At 67.4% G+C, this 18,125-nt stretch carries 17 protein-coding genes and 2 pseudogenes; 14 read left to right on the forward strand and 5 right to left on the reverse strand.

Annotation, left to right across the window (positions count from 1 at the left end; all coding sequences use genetic code 11):
• The 4 genes from A5625_RS08100 to ribD form a co-directional block, all read left to right on the forward strand.
• Positions 1-797 (forward strand): methionyl-tRNA formyltransferase (locus A5625_RS08100; protein WP_066991320.1); only part of this gene is annotated, 797 nt, incomplete at its 5' end.
• Positions 794-2,254, forward strand: coding sequence for an RsmB/NOP family class I SAM-dependent RNA methyltransferase (locus A5625_RS08105; RefSeq protein ID WP_066991323.1), 1,461 nt, complete (start codon positions 794-796; stop codon positions 2,252-2,254). The genes A5625_RS08100 and A5625_RS08105, both read left to right, overlap by 4 nt.
• A 127-nt stretch (positions 2,255-2,381) precedes the next feature.
• Complete coding sequence (rpe, locus tag A5625_RS08110) at positions 2,382-3,080, forward strand: ribulose-phosphate 3-epimerase (protein WP_066991361.1); 699 nt, start codon at positions 2,382-2,384, stop codon at positions 3,078-3,080.
• On the forward strand, positions 3,077-4,102 hold the full coding sequence (ribD, locus tag A5625_RS08115) for a bifunctional diaminohydroxyphosphoribosylaminopyrimidine deaminase/5-amino-6-(5-phosphoribosylamino)uracil reductase RibD (protein WP_066991326.1): 1,026 nt from the start codon (positions 3,077-3,079) through the stop codon (positions 4,100-4,102). Before rpe ends, ribD begins: the two co-directional genes overlap by 4 nt.
• Here the strand turns inward: ribD and A5625_RS08120 are convergent.
• Together A5625_RS08120 and A5625_RS08125 are read right to left on the reverse strand one after the other, a co-directional pair.
• Positions 4,099-5,679, reverse strand: a complete 1,581-nt coding sequence (locus A5625_RS08120) for an MFS transporter (protein ID WP_066991329.1) — start codon at positions 5,677-5,679, stop codon at positions 4,099-4,101. The genes ribD and A5625_RS08120 overlap by 4 nt on opposite strands.
• Complete coding sequence (locus tag A5625_RS08125; protein WP_066991331.1) at positions 5,676-6,383, reverse strand: LppX_LprAFG lipoprotein; 708 nt, start codon at positions 6,381-6,383, stop codon at positions 5,676-5,678. The genes A5625_RS08120 and A5625_RS08125 overlap by 4 nt, the downstream gene beginning before the upstream one ends.
• Before the next feature lie 118 nt (positions 6,384-6,501).
• On the opposite strand from A5625_RS08125, the gene A5625_RS08130 reads away from it, so the two are divergent.
• A complete protein-coding gene (locus A5625_RS08130) occupies positions 6,502-7,107 on the forward strand; it encodes a riboflavin synthase (RefSeq protein WP_066991334.1) in 606 nt (201 codons plus the stop codon).
• Between the two features lie 58 nt (positions 7,108-7,165).
• Here the strand turns inward: A5625_RS08130 and A5625_RS08135 are convergent, their stop codons facing one another.
• Entirely contained in the window at positions 7,166-7,405 is a 240-nt protein-coding gene (locus A5625_RS08135) for a hypothetical protein (protein WP_232003536.1), read from the reverse strand.
• 111 nt (positions 7,406-7,516) lie between these two features.
• On the opposite strand from A5625_RS08135, the gene A5625_RS29535 reads away from it, so the two are divergent.
• The 4 genes from A5625_RS29535 to A5625_RS08155 all read left to right on the forward strand — a co-directional run bounded on the left by A5625_RS29535 (position 7,517) and on the right by A5625_RS08155 (position 10,340).
• Positions 7,517-7,921 (forward strand): hypothetical protein, encoded by a 405-nt coding sequence (locus tag A5625_RS29535; RefSeq protein ID WP_197516017.1) that lies wholly within the window; start codon positions 7,517-7,519, stop codon positions 7,919-7,921.
• 145 nt (positions 7,922-8,066) lie between these two features.
• Complete coding sequence (locus tag A5625_RS08145) at positions 8,067-9,344, forward strand: bifunctional 3,4-dihydroxy-2-butanone-4-phosphate synthase/GTP cyclohydrolase II (RefSeq protein WP_066991340.1); 1,278 nt, start codon at positions 8,067-8,069, stop codon at positions 9,342-9,344.
• Positions 9,345-9,390: 46 nt separating this feature from the next.
• A complete protein-coding gene (gene ribH / locus A5625_RS08150; RefSeq protein ID WP_066991343.1) occupies positions 9,391-9,873 on the forward strand; it encodes a 6,7-dimethyl-8-ribityllumazine synthase in 483 nt (160 codons plus the stop codon).
• 5 nt (positions 9,874-9,878) lie between these two features.
• Positions 9,879-10,340, forward strand: coding sequence for a PH domain-containing protein (locus A5625_RS08155; protein ID WP_369829994.1), 462 nt, complete (start codon positions 9,879-9,881; stop codon positions 10,338-10,340).
• A gap of 145 nt (positions 10,341-10,485) precedes the next feature.
• Here A5625_RS08155 and A5625_RS08160 read toward each other — a convergent pair whose 3' ends face one another.
• Positions 10,486-10,824 carry a hemophore-related protein gene (locus A5625_RS08160; RefSeq protein WP_066991353.1) on the reverse strand — a complete coding sequence of 113 codons (339 nt, stop codon included), beginning with the start codon at positions 10,822-10,824 and terminating at the stop codon, positions 10,486-10,488.
• Between the two features lie 309 nt (positions 10,825-11,133).
• Between A5625_RS08160 and uvrC the strand changes: the two genes are divergently transcribed.
• The 5 genes and pseudogenes from uvrC to A5625_RS30535 all read left to right on the forward strand — a co-directional run.
• The gene (gene uvrC / locus A5625_RS08165; protein WP_066991355.1) at positions 11,134-13,077 is read left to right on the forward strand and encodes an excinuclease ABC subunit UvrC; all 1,944 of its coding nucleotides are present in this window, start codon (positions 11,134-11,136) and stop codon (positions 13,075-13,077) included.
• Complete coding sequence (rapZ, locus tag A5625_RS08170; protein WP_066991357.1) at positions 13,074-13,994, forward strand: RNase adapter RapZ; 921 nt, start codon at positions 13,074-13,076, stop codon at positions 13,992-13,994. The genes uvrC and rapZ overlap by 4 nt, the downstream gene beginning before the upstream one ends.
• 8 nt (positions 13,995-14,002) lie before the next feature.
• Entirely contained in the window at positions 14,003-15,067 is a 1,065-nt protein-coding gene (yvcK, locus tag A5625_RS08175) for a uridine diphosphate-N-acetylglucosamine-binding protein YvcK (RefSeq protein WP_156748040.1), read from the forward strand.
• Positions 15,064-16,041 (forward strand): DNA-binding protein WhiA, encoded by a 978-nt coding sequence (whiA, locus tag A5625_RS08180; protein ID WP_066991364.1) that lies wholly within the window; start codon positions 15,064-15,066, stop codon positions 16,039-16,041. The genes yvcK and whiA overlap by 4 nt, the downstream gene beginning before the upstream one ends.
• A gap of 829 nt (positions 16,042-16,870) precedes the next feature.
• A pseudogene (locus tag A5625_RS30535) lies at positions 16,871-17,830 on the forward strand (PPE family protein); the annotation flags it as partial.
• A gap of 56 nt (positions 17,831-17,886) precedes the next feature.
• Here A5625_RS30535 and A5625_RS30735 read toward each other — a convergent pair.
• Positions 17,887-18,003: pseudogene (locus A5625_RS30735) on the reverse strand (hypothetical protein); the annotation flags it as partial.
• Positions 18,004-18,125 lie beyond the last annotated feature (122 nt).

An 18,125-nucleotide genomic window follows, 5' to 3' on the forward strand; every position in this document is an offset into this window, starting at 1 on the left:
GCGAAGCGCTCGACCGCGGTATTCCGCTGCTGCGACCGGCGCGGCCGAACTCCGACGAATTCATCGCGGAGCTCGCGCAGTTGGCGCCGGACTGCTGCGCGGTCGTGGCCTATGGCGCGCTGCTGCGTGACGGCCTGCTGGCGGTTCCCCCGCGCGGGTGGATCAACCTGCACTTCTCGCTACTGCCTGCCTGGCGCGGCGCCGCGCCGGTGCAGGCGGCCATCGCGGCAGGGGACAGCATCACCGGGGCCTCCACATTCCAGATCGAGCCCAGCCTGGACTCGGGCCCCATCTACGGAGTTGTGACCGAGACGATCCGGCCCACCGACACCGCCGGGGATCTGCTTGAGCGACTGGCAATTTCGGGTGCGGCGCTGTTGTCGACCACGCTGGACGGCATCGCCGACTCGACGTTGACGCCGCGGGCGCAACCCGCTGAGGGGGTCAGCATCGCACCCAAGATCACCGTCGAGCAGGCCCGGGTGCGCTGGGACCTGCCCGCGCTCGTGGTCGAGCGCCGCATTCGTGCCGTCACGCCAAATCCCGGCGCCTGGACGATGATCGGCGACCTGCGCTTCAAACTCGGTCCGGTGCAGACCGACGCGAGCTCCGCGGTGCCCAGACCGCCAGAACCGTTGTCGCCCGGCGCTATTCACGTCGACCGAAAAAGCGTCTGGGTGGGGACCGGCTCCGACCCGGTCCGGCTGGGCCAAATCCAGCCGCCCGGAAAGAAATTGATGAATGCCGTGGACTGGGCGCGCGGTGCCCGGCTTGACCCCGCAGCGCGGGCGACATGAGTACCGGTCGCGACAGGCCGCAGCGCGGCCGGCCAGACCGCAAGCCGCCGCGGCCGCAGCAGCGCGACCGCCGGCCGCAACAACGGGTCCAGCGGCCGCCGCGCCGGCCGCTGGACCCGGCCCGCGCCGCCGCATTCGACGTGCTTCGGGCGGTCAGTGAGCGCGACGCCTACGCGAACCTGGCACTGCCCGCACTGTTGCGCGAACGCGGAATCACCGGGCGCGACGCCGCATTCGCCACCGAACTGACCTACGGCACCTGCCGTAGCCGGGGCCTGCTCGACGCGGTGATCGGCGCGGCCGCCGGACGCGCGCCGCAGGCCATCGACCCGGTGCTGCTCGACCTGCTACGCCTCGGTGCGTATCAGCTGCTGCGCACCCGGGTCGACGCCCACGCCGCGGTGTCCACCACCGTCGAGCAGGCCGGAATCGAATTCGACTCGGCGCGAGCGGGTTTCGTCAACGGGGTGCTGCGCGCGATCTCCGGTCGCGACGAGCAGGCCTGGGTGGCGGAGTTGGCTCCGAACCCGGCGCAGGATCCGATCGGCCATGCCGCTTTCGTACATGCGCACCCGCGCTGGATTGCGCAGGCGTTCGCCGATGCGTTGGGCGCCGCCGCGACCGAACTCGACGCGGTACTGGCCAGCGACGACGAACGGCCGCAGGTCCATCTGGCCACCCGCGCCGGTGGGCTGACCGCCGCCGAACTGGCCGAGGCGGTGGGTGGCACGGTCGGCCGTTATTCGCCGTACGCGGTGTATCTGGCGGGCGGCGATCCCGGGCGGCTGGCCCCGGTGCGCGACGGTGTCGCACTGGTCCAGGACGAAGGCAGCCAGCTGGTGGCACGGGCGCTGGCCCTCGCGCCGGTCGACCATGATGGTGGCCGCTGGTTGGACCTATGCGCCGGACCGGGTGGGAAGACGGCACTGCTGGCCTCGATGGGCGTGCAGCGTCTGTCGTCCGGGGTCCGGGTCACCGCGGTGGAGCCAGCGCCGCGCCGCGCTGATCTGGTGGCCGAGAACACTCGCGGTCTGCCGGTCGACGTGTTGCGGGTCGACGGGCGGCAGACGGGTCTGGAGCCGACCTTCGACCGGGTGCTGGTCGACGCGCCCTGCACCGGGCTGGGGGCGCTGCGCCGTCGGCCGGAGGCCCGGTGGCGGCGTCAACCGGGCGACGTGCCCACGCTGACCAAGCTGCAGCGGGAGTTGCTCGGTGCCGCGATCGCGCTGACCCGTCCAGGCGGCGTGGTGCTCTACGCCACCTGCTCACCGCACCTGGCCGAAACCGTCGGTGTTGTCGCTGACGCGCTGCGCCGCCACCCGGTGAGCGCGTTGGACACCCGGCCGCTGTTCGACCCGGTGCCCGACTTGGGGGATGGGCCGTACGTCCAGCTCTGGCCACACCGGCACGGTACGGATGCCATGTTCGCGGCCGCGCTGCGCCGCGAAGCGGAGTAGCGGGGACGCGACACGAAGGACCCGGCCGCGGCCGCGCTGCGCCGCGAAGCGGAGTAGCGGGGACGCGACACGAAGCGGGGTAGCGCCGGATGTGAAGCAGGCCGCGCGGCTCAGTAGTCTGGCGCTCATGCCTCGCAAAACGGAGCCGTCAAAGGGACCTCTGATCGCGCCGTCGATCTTGTCCGCTGACTTCTCCCGGCTCGCCGACGAAGCCGCCGCCGTGACCGGCGCCGATTGGCTGCACGTCGACGTGATGGACAACCACTTTGTGCCCAATCTGACCCTCGGGCTGCCGGTGGTGGAGAGCCTGCTGGCCGCCACCAGCATCCCGATGGACTGCCACCTGATGATCGAGGACCCGGACCGTTGGGCGCCTCCCTATGCCGAGGCGGGGGCCTACAACGTCACCTTTCACGCCGAGGCCACGCAGAATCCGATCGGCGTGGCCCGTGATATCCGCGCCGCCGGCGCCAAGGCGGGGATCAGCGTGAAGCCGGGAACTCCGCTGGAGCCCTACCTGGAAATCTTGCCGCAGTTCGACACTTTGCTGATCATGTCGGTGGAGCCCGGTTTCGGCGGCCAGAACTTCATTCCTGAGGTGCTGAGCAAGGTCCGCACCGCACGCAAGCTGATCGACGCGGGCGAGTTGACGATCCTGGTCGAAATCGACGGCGGCATCAACGAGGTCACCATCGAGCAGGCCGCCGAAGCCGGCGTCGATTGCTTCGTCGCCGGATCTGCGGTGTACGGCGCCGAAGACCCGGAGGCCGCGATAGACGCGTTGCGGCGACAGGCCGCCGCCGCGTCCCCGCACCTGCGTCGATGACGGTTCCACCGGACGACAGCCTTGACGCTGCGATGCGCTTGGCGATCGACCAGTCCAACCAGGTCAAGGGGATCACGTATCCGAACCCACCGGTGGGGGCGGTCGTGCTGGACGCCAGTGGCGAGGTGGTTGGTGTCGGTGCAACCGAACCCGTCGGAAGTGACCACGCCGAAATCCTGGCCCTGCGGCGGGCCGGCGATTTGGCGGCCGGCGGCACCGTCGTGGTCACCTTGGAGCCGTGCAATCACTACGGCCGAACCCCGCCGTGCGTGAATGCCCTGTTGGACGCGAAGGTGGGCACCGTGGTCTACGCCGTGGCCGACCCCAACCCGGAGGCCGCCGGCGGGGCACGCCGGCTTGAGGAGTCGGGTGTGGCGGTGCGCTCCGGCGTGCTGGCCGATGAGGTGACCGGCGGTCCACTGCGGGAGTGGCTGCACAAGCAGCGGACCGGGCTGCCGCACCTGACCTGGAAATATGCCAGCAGCGTCGATGGCCGCAGCGCGGCCGCAGACGGCTCCAGCCAATGGATTTCCAGCGAAGCTTCCCGGCTGGATCTGCATCGCCGCCGCGCGGCAGCCGACGCCATCGTGGTGGGCACTGGCACCGTGTTGGCGGACGACCCGGCGTTGACCGCCCGGTTGCCCGACGGCACGCTGGCCGACCGGCAACCGCTGCGGGTGGTCGTGGGGATGCGTGAAATACCTTCAGAGGCAAAGGTTCTCAACGACGATTCGCGGACCATGCTGATCCGCACGCACGACCCGATGGAGGTGCTCAAGGCCGTCGCGGACCGCACCGACGTGCTGCTGGAGGGCGGCCCGACGCTGGCCGGTGCCTTCCTGCGGGCCGGGGTGGTCAACCGGATCCTGGCCTACGTCGCGCCGACGCTGCTGGGCGGTCCGGTGACCGCGGTCGACGACGTCGGGGTGTCCACGATTTCGCGGGCATTGCGCTGGCACTTCGACGGAATCGACCGGGTGGGGCCCGACCTGGTGCTCAGCCTGGTGCCGCGCAGCGGCTAGCGCTCTCCCAACGAAACCGCTTGTGGTTCAGAGATTTCCGGCTCTTCAGCGTGCTCTTTACGGCCGCCGATCAACAGACCCAGCAGCGCGCCCGCGATACAGATCACGACGGTGGCCGAGAATATGTCGCCGTACATCATCGCGAACGCCTTGAGGTACATGGTGCCCTGCGCGGCGACGCGCTCCAGCAGGGTGGCGTCGGGCGGGATCGCCGCGGTCAGGCCCGCAACAATCTGGTTGAACCGGTACAGGCCCCACGCGGTGAGCGCGGCCACCCCGATCAGCATGCCGGTCATACGAGCCACCACCACGGCCGCCGAGGCGATGCCGTGTTCGGCCGATGGAACAACCCGCAGCGCCGCAGAGGTCAGTGGCCCGATCACCAGGCCCAGGCCCAGACCCGCTACCAGCAGATCAGCATGCAAGACGGGCACGCTGAACAACCCGAAGATGTTGTGCTTCTGGCTCAGCACGTCTTGGCGCCAGAAGTGAATCAGCCAATACCCGTAGGCCGCGATCATTAGCCCGACGAACGCCATGATCCGGTCACCGACCCGGGTGGCGATCCACCCGCCCAGCACCGCGCCGATCGGCAGCGCGATCAGGAACCACAGCAGCAGCCCGGCCGCCTGCGTCTCGTCCATCTGCAGCACGCCCTGGCCGAACAGCTCCACGTCGACCAGCGTCACCATCAGCGCGGCACCGGCGAACAGCGAGGCGCCCAGCGCGGCCAGGAACGGCCGGAAGTGCACGCCGGCCGGTTCGATCAGCCGGGTGCGCGCGAAACGCTCCCAGAGCAGGAACAACACCGCGACCACAACCGCGCCGATGACCAGCGGCAGCCCGTAGCTCGGCAGAATCTGCTTACCGTCGGGCTGTGGGTTGTACAGACCGATCACGGCGAGGCCCAGCGCGACCGCCAACAGCACGCCACCGACCAGGTCGACCTTTTCCGGCCGTTCCACCCTTTCGTGCGACGGCAGGCTGAACTGGATCATCACCATCGCGATGAGGGTCAGCGGGACGTTGATCCAGAAGACGTAGCGCCAGTCGTGGGTGAGGAAGACGATAAAGATGCCGTACAGCGGGCCCAGCACGCTGCCGAGCTCCTGCGCGGCGCCGATGCCGCCGAGCACACCGGCGCGGTTGCGCTGGGCCCACAAATCGGCGCCCAGCGCGAGGGTGACCGGTAACAAGGCGCCACTGGCCACGCCCTGAATGGTGCGGCCGCCGATCAGCAGGTGGAAATCGCCCCAGTGGCCGGCCAGCGCGGTGACCACCGAGCCGACGATGAACAGCGCGAGACTGACCTGCAGCACCAGCTTGCGGCCGAATCGGTCGGAAGCCCGGCCCAGCAGTGGCATGGCGGCGATGTATCCCAGCAGGTACATCGTGATGATCCAGGTGATGCGCTGCAGCTGGTTAATCGGGATATGAACGTCGGTCATGATGTCGCGCATGATCGTCACGACGACATACGCGTCCAGAGCGCCCAGCAGGACCGCCAGGCTCCCCGCGCTGATCGCTACGCGGCGTCCGGCTTGATGCCCGGCCCGGGCCGGGGCCTCCGCGGTCACTGGCTCACCGGGGGCTTGGTGACCTGAACCTGCTCGCCCCAGTTGGACAGGGTGATCTGGGCGGAGTTGCCGGAGCTCTTCTCCAGGTTGGCCTGGACCAGCTGGTGATCACCGGTCTCCTGAATCCACACCGTGGCCGGCACCCGCTGCGTCGCGTTGAACTGCGGCACGATCTTGTTCACCGCGTCCGCCGACACGTTCCCGCTGACGCGGATGGTGTTCTGCCCGTTGATGTTGTCGCGGCCCTCGGCCTTGGCGTCGCTGAAGTTCGCCAGCGCATTACCGAGTCCGGTCTCGGGGTTCAGCAGCACCGAAACGTCGTAGACGTCGGAGGCCTTACCGAAGTCACTCCACTTGTTCGGGGTGAGGGTGGCGTACAGGGTTCCGTCGAGCACCACGAAGTTGGCGTCGATGTCGGATCCACCCAGGGTGATGGTGGCGTTACCCGATGCGGCGGTGGCCGGGGCCGTGGCGAGGTCACCGGTCAGTGTCTTGATGGGCAGCCCTGGGATCTTGCCCTGGATGCTCAGCGCGATGTGCGCGCTCTTCACGGCTTTGGTGGCGTCGGCCGACTGCTTGACCAAGGTCGTGGCGTCTGGCAACGGCGCGCCGCTCTGCTTTGAGCCCGACGAACAGCCGGCGATCAAAGCGGTGGCGAGGGTCAGGGATGCGATGACGGCCGATAGACGGCGGCGGGTCTGCATACTCTGCATCGTAGAGGGTGTGGGTGACTGCCCTGGTGAACGCGGGGTCCCGGTGTCGCCCGGGCGCGGGTGTTTGCCCTGCTCATCAGGCTGAGAGACGGCCAATTAGCCTAAAGGGATGTTTACCGGGATTGTCGAGGAACTCGGCGAGGTGACGGCTCGCGACGTCCTATCCGACGCGGCACGGTTGACCATCCGCGGCGCGGTGGTGACCGCCGATGCGGGCCATGGCGATTCGATCGCCGTCAACGGGGTGTGTCTGACCGTCGCCGAGCTGTTGCCTGGCGGTCAGTTCACCGCGGACGTGATGGCCGAATCGCTCAACCGGTCCAACTTGGGCGAGTTGCAGGTCGGCAGCCGGGTGAACCTGGAGCGCGCCGCGGCCGTCAACAGCCGGCTGGGCGGGCACATCGTGCAGGGGCACGTCGACGGGACCGGACACATCGTCGCCCGGACCCCGTCCGAACACTGGGAAGTGGTGCGCATCGCGATGCCGCCAGGGGTGGCCCGCTACGTCGTGGAGAAGGGCTCGATCACCGTCGACGGGATTTCGCTCACGGTGTCCGGGCTGGGCAGCGACGCGGGGGATTGGTTCGAAGTCTCGCTGATCCCCACCACCCGGGAAGTGACCACGTTGGGCCAAGCCCCGGTCGGAACGCAGGTGAACCTCGAAGTCGACGTCATCGCGAAGTACGTCGAGCGGCTGATGGCGGCACACCGCTAGCCGCGGCGTCTCGTGTCGCGGCAGCGGCTGCTCGGAGATCAGCTGGTTATTCGGCCGGTTACACCGGGCGCCAGTTGGGGCCTTCCCAGTAACCCCAATGGTTCATGCCGGGATCCCAGATGATCTGAGCCCAGGGCGCCCACGGTGGCGGCGCCGGCGGCGGCCCCGCCCAGGGCGGAGCCCCGTAGCCGGCCGGACCGCCGTAGTTGTCGTCCCAGTCACGGCAGTTGTTCCAGTTCTGGTAGGGGCCCCAGCCCGGGTCCCATTGTTCGCCCGGGCACCAGTGGTGGTGATTCATAGGCGGAGGCGGAGGCGCCGCCGCAGCAGTGCCTGTGGACAGTCCGAGTGCGGACAGGGCCAAACCGCCTGCGGTCAGCGCACCCGTACACAGCCGAACCCACGGTCGTGGTTGCGTGTTGGTATTCATCCGGCTGTACTTCCCCGCGGGAATGCATGTGAAACTCTTTTTGGCCATTTGCTCGTGTCAAATGTTGGGCACAGCGGACGCATATCTGCTGCAAAGCTTCTCGGCGTATATCGCCATTTCGTGGTGATATTTTTGGCACCTGGTGACGGTATCGCGGATCGGGCAAAGCAATTTTTGACGGCGATATTCGGTTTGCGGGCGGGGTCGAATGCGAAGTCGAATGCCCCGGTCGACTTTCCGAAAGCGATGACGCCCGTCAACGACGATGAGGCGCCGGCCGTCGGCGGTGTCGAAGCTCACGTGAACGGCGGCCACGCCGTTGTGGTCCGCGACGGCGGGAAAGGCGACGACATTAGAAGTGGTCAGCGTGTTGGGGCGGCGGCGTAATGGGATTCGGGCCCGGTCCGCGGATCAAGCCGTGGCAATAACCGCGGCGCCGGTGTGGTTCATACTGAATGCAACACGTGGGCTTCTCGTGTGAGCCGTTTCTACAGTGTTCCCGCCGGCGAGCGGGAACGGCGAGGTAGCAAAGATGACGAGGTTGGACTCCGTCGAGAGGGCGGTTGCCGACATTGCGGCCGGTAAGGCCGTCATCGTCATTGACGACGAGGATCGCGAAAATGAGGGCGATCTGATCTTCGCCGCCGAGAAGGCGACGCCGGAGATGGTGGCGTTCATGGTGCGCTACACCTCGGGATACCTGTGCGTGCCACTGGACGGAGAGATCTGCGATCGGCTGGGTTTGCTGCCGATGTACGCGGTGAACCAGGACAAGCACGGCACCGCCTACACCGTCACCGTGGACGCGAGACGAGGTGTGGGCACCGGGATCTCGGCCTCGGACCGGGCGACCACCATGCGCTTGCTGGCCGACCCCACCACCGTCGCCGACGACTTCACCCGCCCGGGCCACGTGGTTCCGTTGCGCGCCAAGGACGGTGGCGTCTTGCGCCGTCCGGGCCACACCGAGGCCGCCGTCGACCTGGCCCGGCTGGCCGGTCTACAGCCCGCGGGCGCCATCTGCGAGATCGTCAGCCAAAAAGACGAAGGCTCGATGGCGCAGACCGATGAGTTGCGGGTGTTCGCCGACGAGCACGATCTCGCGATGATCACCATCGCCGACTTGATCGAGTGGCGACGCAAACATGAAAAGCACATCGCCCGGATCGCCGAAGCGCGGATACCGACGCGGCACGGCGAGTTTCGTGCCATCGGCTACGCCAGCATCTACGAGGAGGTCGAGCACGTCGCCCTGGTGCGCGGCGAGATCGCCGGGCCGAACTCCGACGGTGACGACGTACTGGTGCGCGTGCACTCCGAATGCTTGACCGGTGACGTGTTCGGTTCCCGTCGCTGCGATTGCGGACCCCAACTGGACGCCGCGATGGCGATGGTGGCCCGCGAGGGACGCGGCATCGTGCTCTACATGCGCGGCCACGAAGGGCGCGGCATCGGGCTGATGCACAAGCTGCAGGCCTACCAGCTTCAGGACGCCGGAGAAGACACCGTCGACGCCAACCTGAAGCTCGGATTGCCTGCGGATGCAAGGGATTACGGCATCGGCGCGCAAATCCTGGTGGACCTCGGGGTGCGCTCGATGCGATTGCTGACCAACAACCCGGCCAAGCGAGTCGGGCTGGATGGATACGGCCTGCACATCATCGAGCGGGTGCCGCTTCCGGTGCGCGCCAACGCGGAGAACATTCGGTACCTGATGACCAAGCGGGATAAGATGGGCCACGACCTGGCCGGGCTGGACGATTTCCACGAATCCGTCCATTTGCCAGGAGAATTCGGCGGTGCTCTGTGACCACCGGTGACGGTGCAGAATTCGCGTATAGGGGAGGGCGACGCAGATGAGCGGTGGCGCCGGCGTGCCGGAAATGCCGGCGCTGGACGCTTCTGGCGTGCGGCTCGGCATCGTGGCAAGCACCTGGCACAGCGAGATCTGTGATGCGCTGCTGGCCGGCGCGCGTAAGGTCGCCAGCGAGTCGGGCATCGACGACCCCACGGTGGTCCGGGTGCTCGGCGCGATCGAAATCCCGGTGGTGGCGCAGGAACTCACCCACAACCACGATGCCGTCGTCGCTTTGGGCGTCGTGATCCGCGGCCAGACACCGCATTTCGAATACGTCTGCGATGCGGTGACGCAGGGCCTGACCAGGGTTTCGCTGGACGCCTCGACGCCGGTTGCCAATGGCGTGCTGACCACCGACAACGAGCAACAGGCGCTGGATCGGGCCGGGCTTCCGGCATCGGCCGAGGACAAAGGGGCTCAGGCGACCGGGGCGGCCCTGTCCGCCGCACTCACCCTGCGTGAGTTGCGCGCTCGGTCGTGACGTCGCTGCCGGACCGGGAGATCTGGGACGCGGTGCTGCGTCCGCACCGCACGCCGTTATTCGCCTACGGCGCTGCGTTCCTCATCGCCGTGACGCATATCGCGCTGGGCCTGTTGCTCAAGGTCGGGTCCACCGGTGTGGTCTTTCAAACCGCCGACCAGGTGGCGATCGCCGCGCTGGGCCTGGTGATCGCCGGCGCCGTGCTGTTGTTCACGCGGCCGCGGCTGCGGGTCGGGCCCGCCGGCGTCTCGGTGAGAAATCTGTTGGGCGACAAGCTCATCGAATGGCCCGACGTTGCCGGCGTTTCCTTTCCGGTGGGACACCGCTGGGCCCGAATCGACCTGCCCGATGACGAGTACATACCGGTGATGGCCATCCAGGCCGTCGACAAGGGCCGCGCCGTGCAGGCCATGGACACCGTGCGATCGCTGGTCACGCGCTATCGCCCGGACCTGCAGACGCACTGAGCGCCGCAGCATCAGCCAACGGCTGTGCCGCCCCATAGTGGACTGGGCGGCCTGACGATGCAGTCGTCAGGCGCCGCTTAGCCGCGGCGGAGCGAGGAGTGGCGATCTAGCGCTGGAATCGGGAAGAAGCCCCAGCTTTAGGCACTCAGTATCGGGTGCAGTCCGTCATCATTTGTTGGAAAATCGGCAGGGCTTGTTGGGCGCCCTGATTGTGCTCGATCGCGTGCAGCAGGTTCACCCGCTGATCGGGCGACGAAGCCAGATACTGCTGCAAGAACTGCTGGTTGGGCGGCGATTGGTCGAGATACTGGGCGGCCATCGGATTTTCCGCGTGCACCGCGCGCATCGCCTGGTCGTAGTTACAGGTGGTGTTGATCATTGGACCGTAATCTGGGCTGGCCGATGCGACCCCGGCCGCAGCCGTCGACGCCAATGCAAGACCGCCGACGGTGACGGCCAGTTTTGCCAATGAGCGCTTCATCATTTATGGACTCCCTCCATTGCTCTGCCCCTACTCTAACGTCGAGCTAGACGCTTGGTAGCCCGATAGGGCGTCGCCCAAACCCGCCGCGACCGCCCCTGGCGCCCCGCACGGGCCTGCTACCTGCGCCGTTTCCGATTCTTGTTTCGGGCTCCAGCCGCACGGCGATAACCGCGGACTCGGGCTTTTGGCCGACGAATCGCCGACCCGCGCGGGCGGTGCCCACGGTGGTCGGTATGCGGCACGGCTCACCGGCACTCGCAGGCGCCCCGCCTTTCTCGGCACCGCGTTCGCGGCTACTAGCCTGGATCTGTGCCCGATCCCGCCACCTACCGCCCCGCGCCCGGGTCCATCCCGGTCGAGCCTGGCGTCTACCGATTCCGGGATCCCTATGGGCGAGTCATCTACGTCGGCAAGGCCAAGAGCCTGCGTAGCCGGCTGACGTCATACTTCGCCGATATCTCCAGCCTGCACCCGCGAACCCGGCAGATGGTGACCACCGCGGCCAAGGTCGAGTGGACGGTGGTCAACACCGAAGTCGAGGCGTTGCAGCTTGAATACAACTGGATCAAAGAGTTCGATCCCCGGTTCAACGTCCGCTATCGCGACGACAAGTCATATCCGGTGCTGGCGGTGACCCTCAACGAGGAGTTCCCGCGACTGATGGTTTACCGCGGTCCCCGTCGTAAAGGGGTGCGCTATTTCGGGCCGTACTCGCACGCGTGGGCCATTCGGGAGACGCTGGATCTGCTCACCCGGGTGTTTCCGGCGCGGACCTGTTCGGCGGGAGTATTCAAGCGGCACAAGCAGATCGACCGTCCGTGCCTGCTCGGCTACATCGACAAGTGCTCGGCGCCGTGCATCGGCCGGGTCAGTGCGGAACAGCATCGCCAGATCGTGGACGATTTCTGCGACTTCCTGTCCGGCAAAACCGACCGGTTCGCCCGCGAGCTGGAACAGCAGATGAACGCCGCTGCCGAACAACTCGACTTCGAGCGGGCCGCGCGGCTGCGCGACGACCTGGGCGCGGTGAAGAGGGCGATGGAGAAACAGGCCGTGGTCCTCGGCGACGGCACCGATGCCGATGTGGTGGCGTTTGCCGACGATGAGCTCGAGGCCGCGGTGCAGGTGTTCCACGTGCGTGGTGGCCGGGTTCGCGGTCAGCGCGGCTGGATCGTCGAAAAGTCCGCCGACCCTGGCGATTCCGGTGAGGAGCAGCTGGTCGAACAGTTCTTGACGCAGTTCTACGGCGAGCAGGCCGAATTGGGCGGCTCGGCAGACGAAGCGGTGAACCCGGTGCCACGGGAGGTACTGGTACCCTGCCTGCCGTCCAACGCCGACGAGCTGACCAGTTGGCTGTCCGGGCTGCGCGGTTCCCGGGTGGTCCTGCGGGTGCCGCAGCGCGGTGACAAGCGTGCGTTGGCCGAGACCGTGCAGCGCAACGCGAAAGAAGCACTGCAGCAACACAAGTTGAAGCGGGCCGGCGATTTCAACGCCAGATCCGCTGCGCTGCAAAACATTCAGGAGGCCCTCGGCTTGTCCGATGCACCGCTGCGCATCGAGTGTGTGGACATCAGCCATGTCCAGGGCACCGACGTGGTGGGCTCGCTGGTGGTGTTCGAGGACGGTCTGCCGCGCAAATCGGACTACCGGCACTTCGGCATCCGGCAAGCCGCCGGACAGGGACGCTCCGACGACGTCGCCTCGATCGCCGAGGTGACCCGCCGCCGCTTCGCGCGGCACCTGAGTGAGCAAAACGACCCGAATATGCTTTCGCCGGAAGGGAAGTCTCGCCGGTTCGCCTACCCGCCCAATCTGTACGTCGTCGACGGCGGTGCGCCGCAAGTCAACGCGGCCAACGCGGTGCTGGAAGAACTCGGCATCACCGACGTCGCGGTGATCGGCTTAGCCAAGCGGCTGGAAGAGGTGTGGGTGCCCTCGGAGCCCGATCCGGTCATCATGCCGCGCAACAGCGAGGGGCTCTATTTGCTCCAACGTGTGCGTGACGAGGCGCACCGGTTTGCGATCACCTACCATCGCAGCAAGCGATCCAAGCGAATGACGGCGTCGGTGCTGGATTCGGTGCCAGGATTGGGAGAACATCGCCGCAAGGCACTGGTAAGCCATTTCGGATCGATAGCCCGCCTCAAGGAGGCCACCGTCGACCAGATCACCGCCGTTCCCGGCATCGGTGTCGCAACCGCCACCGCCGTCCTGGAGGCGCTGCGACCCGACAAGTCCGAGGCCGCGCAGTGACGGGCCCGGGTAAGTTCGCGGGCGGCCACTCGGTCGACGCCCCGGCCGGCATCGACGTCGTTCTGGTGACCGGATTATCCGGCGCCGGACGGGGTACCGCAGCCAAGGTGCTCGAAGACCTGGGGTGGTACGTGGCCGACAACTTGCCCCCGCAGCTCATCACCCGGATGGTCGATTTCGGGCTGGCCGCCGGCTCGCGGATCACCCAGCTGGCGGTGGTGATGGACGTGCGGTCGCGCGGCTTCACCGGCGACCTGGACTCGGTGCGCAACGAACTGGCAACCCGAAACATCGCCCCGCGCGTGGTATTCATGGAAGCATCCGACGACATGCTGGTCCGCCGCTACGAACAGAATCGCCGCAGCCACCCACTGCAGGGTGACCAGACGCTGGCCGAAGGCATCGCCGCCGAGCGCCGGATGCTGGCGTCGGTCCGGGCCACCGCCGATCTGATCATCGACACGTCCACGCTGTCGGTGCGGGGCTTGCGCGAGACCATCGAGCGGGCCTTCGGCGGCATCGCGAGCGCGACGACCAGCGTGACCGTCGAGTCGTTCGGCTTCAAGTACGGCCTGCCGATGGACGCCGACATGGTGATGGACGTGCGGTTCCTGCCGAACCCGCACTGGGTCGACGAATTGCGACCCCTCACCGGTCAAGACCCGGCGGTGCGCGATTACGTATTGAGTCAGCCGGGCGCGGCGGAGTTTCTAGACGCCTACCATCGATTGCTATCTCTGGTCGTGGACGGATACCGCCGGGAGGGCAAGCGCTATATGACGGTCGCCATCGGCTGCACCGGCGGCAAGCATCGCAGCGTCGCGATCGCCGAGGCATTGATGCAGTTGCTCGAGGCCCAGAAGGGTGAAGCCCAACTGTCAGTGCGGGTGTTGCACCGAGATCTGGGCCGCGAATGACCGAGCCGATGAACCGGGGCATCGTCGCGCTGGGCGGCGGACACGGTCTGTACGCGACGCTGTCGGCGGCCCGCCGGCTGACACCCCACGTGACGGCGGTGGTGACCGTCGCCGACGACGGTGGTTCGTCCGGCCGGCTGCGCAGCGAGCTAGGCGTGGTGCCGCCGGGCGATTTGCGAATGGCGTTGGCGGCCTTGGCATCTGACAGTCCGCATGGGCGACTGTGGGCGACTATCCTGCAGCACCGGTTCGGCGGCAGTGGTGCCCTGGCCGGGCATCCGATCGGCAACCTGATGCTGGCCGGCCTGTCCGAGGTGCTGGCCGATCCGGTGGCCGCGCTCGACGAGCTGGGCCGCATCCTCGGCGTCAAGGGCAGGGTGCTGCCGATGTGCCCGATCGCGCTGCAAATCGAGGCCGACGTCTCCGGTCTGGAAGGCGACCCGCGGATGTTCCGGCTGATCCGCGGCCAGGTGGCGATCGCGACCACCCCGGGCAAGGTGCGCCGGGTGCGGCTGCTGCCCGACAATCCACCGGCCACCCGACAGGCCGTCGACGCCATCATGGCCGCCGACCTGGTGGTGTTGGGCCCTGGGTCGTGGTTCACGAGCGTGATCCCGCATGTGCTGGTGCCCGGACTTGCGGCGGCGCTGCAGGCGACCACGGCACGCCGCGCCCTGGTGCTCAATCTGGTGGCCGAGCCGGGGGAGACAGCGGGCTTTTCCGTCGAACGTCATCTGCACGTGCTGGCCCAGCACGCACCGGGATTCAGCGTGCACGACATCATCATCGACGCCGAACGGGTGCCCAGCGAGCGGGAACGCGAGCAATTGCGCCGCACAGCCACACTGCTGTCAGCCCAGGTTCACTTCGCCGACGTGGCCAGACCTGGTACACCTTTACATGATCCAGGCAAGCTCGCGGCGGCCCTGGACGGCGTCCGGACGGCCCACAAGGCTCCGGGACCGTCTTCGATCACGGCCACCGCAGATATTCGGGTTGACAGTACAAGCCCACCGGCCGGTGGGAGTGGACCGGCCGGCAGCGGACCAAGGGGTGACGACGCGTGGCGATGACGACCGAAGTCAAAGACGAACTGAGCCGCCTGATCGTGAAATCCGTCAGTGCGCGCCGCGCGGAGGTCACGTCCCTGCTGAGGTTCGCCGGCGGCCTGCATATTGTCGGCGGTCGCGTGGTGGTCGAGGCCGAGGTGGATCTGGGCAACGTCGCGCGGCGGTTGCGCAAGGATATTTTCGACCTCTACGGATACAACGCCGTCGTACATGTGTTGTCGGCCAGCGGGATTCGTAAGAGCACCCGGTATGTGCTGCGGGTGGCCAATGACGGAGAAGCGTTGGCCCGCCAGACCGGCCTGCTCGACAACCGCGGCCGTCCGGTACGCGGGCTGCCGGCTCAGGTGGTGGGTGGCAGCGTCGGCGATGCGGAAGCCGCGTGGCGCGGAGCGTTCCTGGCGCACGGGTCGCTGACCGAGCCGGGCCGGTCGTCGGCCCTGGAAGTCAGCTGCCCCGGCCCGGAAGCGGCGCTGGCGTTGGTGGGTGCCGCGCGCCGACTCGGAGTGAGCGCGAAGGCTCGCGAGGTGCGCGGCGCCGACCGGGTGGTGGTGCGCGACGGCGAGGCGATCGGCGCATTGCTGACCCGGATGGGCGCTCAGGACACCCGGCTGGTGTGGGAGGAGCGCCGGATGCGGCGCGAGGTCCGGGCCACGGCGAACCGGCTCGCCAACTTCGACGACGCCAACCTGCGTCGCTCGGCGCGGGCGGCGGTCGCGGCCGCGGCCCGGGTGGAGCGGGCACTGGAGATCCTGGGCGACACCGTCCCCGACCATTTGGCCTCGGCCGGCAAGCTGCGCGTGGAGCATCGGCAGGCGTCGCTTGAGGAGCTCGGCCGGCTCGCCGACCCGCCGATGACCAAAGATGCTGTGGCCGGCCGTATTCGGCGGCTGCTGTCGATGGCCGACCGCAAGGCGAAGGTCGACGGCATTCCCGACACCGAGTCGGCGGTGACGCCGGATCTACTGGAGGACGCTTAGCCGGTCCATGTCGCCCGGCAAAGCCGCGTTGGATCGCTGAGTAGTCGCGGGACCAACGCTCGCGGTGCTCGACCTGCCGGAGGTTTCGACACCGGTTGCCACGGGGTAAGTCTGCTAAAACATCCTCGCGGGCCGCTGCAATTCTATGAATTGTATGATTTCTTTACGATAAATATGAGCACCACTATCGATAGTGTCCTTGTGCACGAATAACCGGGGGACAATCGGCGGGCTCGGGAGCATTAAACATCCGACTGCTGCGCCGTCCGCCCTGAATCACGAACTCTTGAGTGGCCAATTTCAAAGAGTTTGCATATTTTCTTTGAAAACGATATGAGTCACCGACGTATCGACCCTGTCGGCCAAAAAGTATGCTCCCACCACCTATTTCGAGCATTTCTGCGCCGCGGACTGGTGCTGATGCGCAGGCGGCCCGCCGGTGTGGAGGCGTCCTGTCTAAGGGCCTTTCTCGTCGCGGAATTAATTTTTGATGGCGAGATTTTTATTCACGGATAGCAGCGGGGCCAAGGGCCTTTCCGAGTTTTCATCACCTATTCACCGCATCGCCTTGTGGGATTTGCGCGAGGTAGAGGGGTTTATCGGCAGCTTGCTTGCCGAACCACCGATCCGTCGTCGGCGCATTGCGGCGCTGCGACGGCAGCGATCCCGGCCGATCACTTCGGAAGGCGTTTTGGTCATCGCTGGTTAGTGTCTCGTCTCAAGAGGAGTTGCCCGCCGCCCAGCAAACTCGTGTCCGATGCTCTGGCGGCACTGATAGTTGCAAGCAACGGGGCCGGCGGTGATGACACAGCCGGAGGCGGAGGAAGGTATGGATTTCGGGTTGTTACCGCCGGAGATCAACTCCGGCAGGATCTATTCCGGGCCGGGGTCGGCGCCGTTGCTGGCAGCTGCGGCTGCCTGGAATGGCCTGGCAGCCGAATTGCATTCGGCGGCAGCGTCTTACGGATCTGCGATCTCGGAGCTGAGAACCACTTGGCGTGGGCCGTCGTCGACGGCGATGGCGGCCGCGGCGGCACCCTACATCGCGTGGCTTGACGGCACCGCCGCGCAGGCCGAGCAGACGGCCGGCCAAGCCGAGGTGGCGGCGGCAGCCTATGAAGCCGTTTTCGCGGCAACTGTCCCGCCGCCGGTGATCGTGGCCAACCGAGCGTTGTTGGCGTCGCTGATTGCTACCAACATTCTGGGGCAGAACACTCCGGCGATCGCGGCCACGGAGGCTCAGTACGCCGAGATGTGGGCCCAAGACGCCGCCGCGATGTATGCCTATGCGGGTACCTCGGCGGCCGCAACCCGGCTGACCCCGTTCAGTGCACCACCAACGACCGCCGACGCCAACGCGGAGGCCGACCAGTCGGCTGCGGTCAGCTCCGCACTCCAGTCGTCGACCGTCTCCGGCGTCGAATCCGCACTGTCAGAAGCGGTTTCGCAGGCTCCGGTCGCTGCGCAGGTGAACGCGACCGCGGTGACGGCGGCGGCTCAACTCCCGCTGAGCCTGACGGACATCACCGGGATTCTGAAGACGTTCAACAGCGTCATGGGCACCATCTCCGGGCCGTACACGCCGCTCGGCGTGGCGAACCTGGCGAAGAACTGGTACCAGATCGCCCTCAGCATCCCGAGCGTGGGGACGGGCATCCAAGGAATCGGGCCCCTCTTGCACCCCAAAGCGCTCTCCGGGGTCTTGGCGCCGCTGCTGCGCAGCGATCTCCTGACGGGCTCGACCGCGCTGTCGAGTGCGGGCACGCGAACGGTCGCCCCGGCGACGGCGCGGGTGGCGGTCCCGCCGACCGCGCGTCCGGCCAGGCTCGACAGGGCCGTCGGGCCGAACATGCCCTGCTGACCGTTGACGGCCGCCGCGGGAGCGGCGTCCAGCATGGCCTCCGGCAGCTCGGCTGCCACCGTCCGGACCGCCGGGACCGCCGAGGCCCAGTTCGCCGGCACCGACAACGACCCGACCAAGCCGGCACGGCCCGCCGACGCCGAAACCGTGCCCGCACTCGACAGCGCGGTCGAGCCCGTCAGGAGATCGCTGCGCAGCAGCGGCGCCAAGACCCCGGAGAGTG

Origin of the sequence: Mycobacterium sp. 1465703.0 (assembly GCF_001672975.1) — a bacterium.
Classification (GTDB): domain Bacteria; phylum Actinomycetota; class Actinomycetes; order Mycobacteriales; family Mycobacteriaceae; genus Mycobacterium.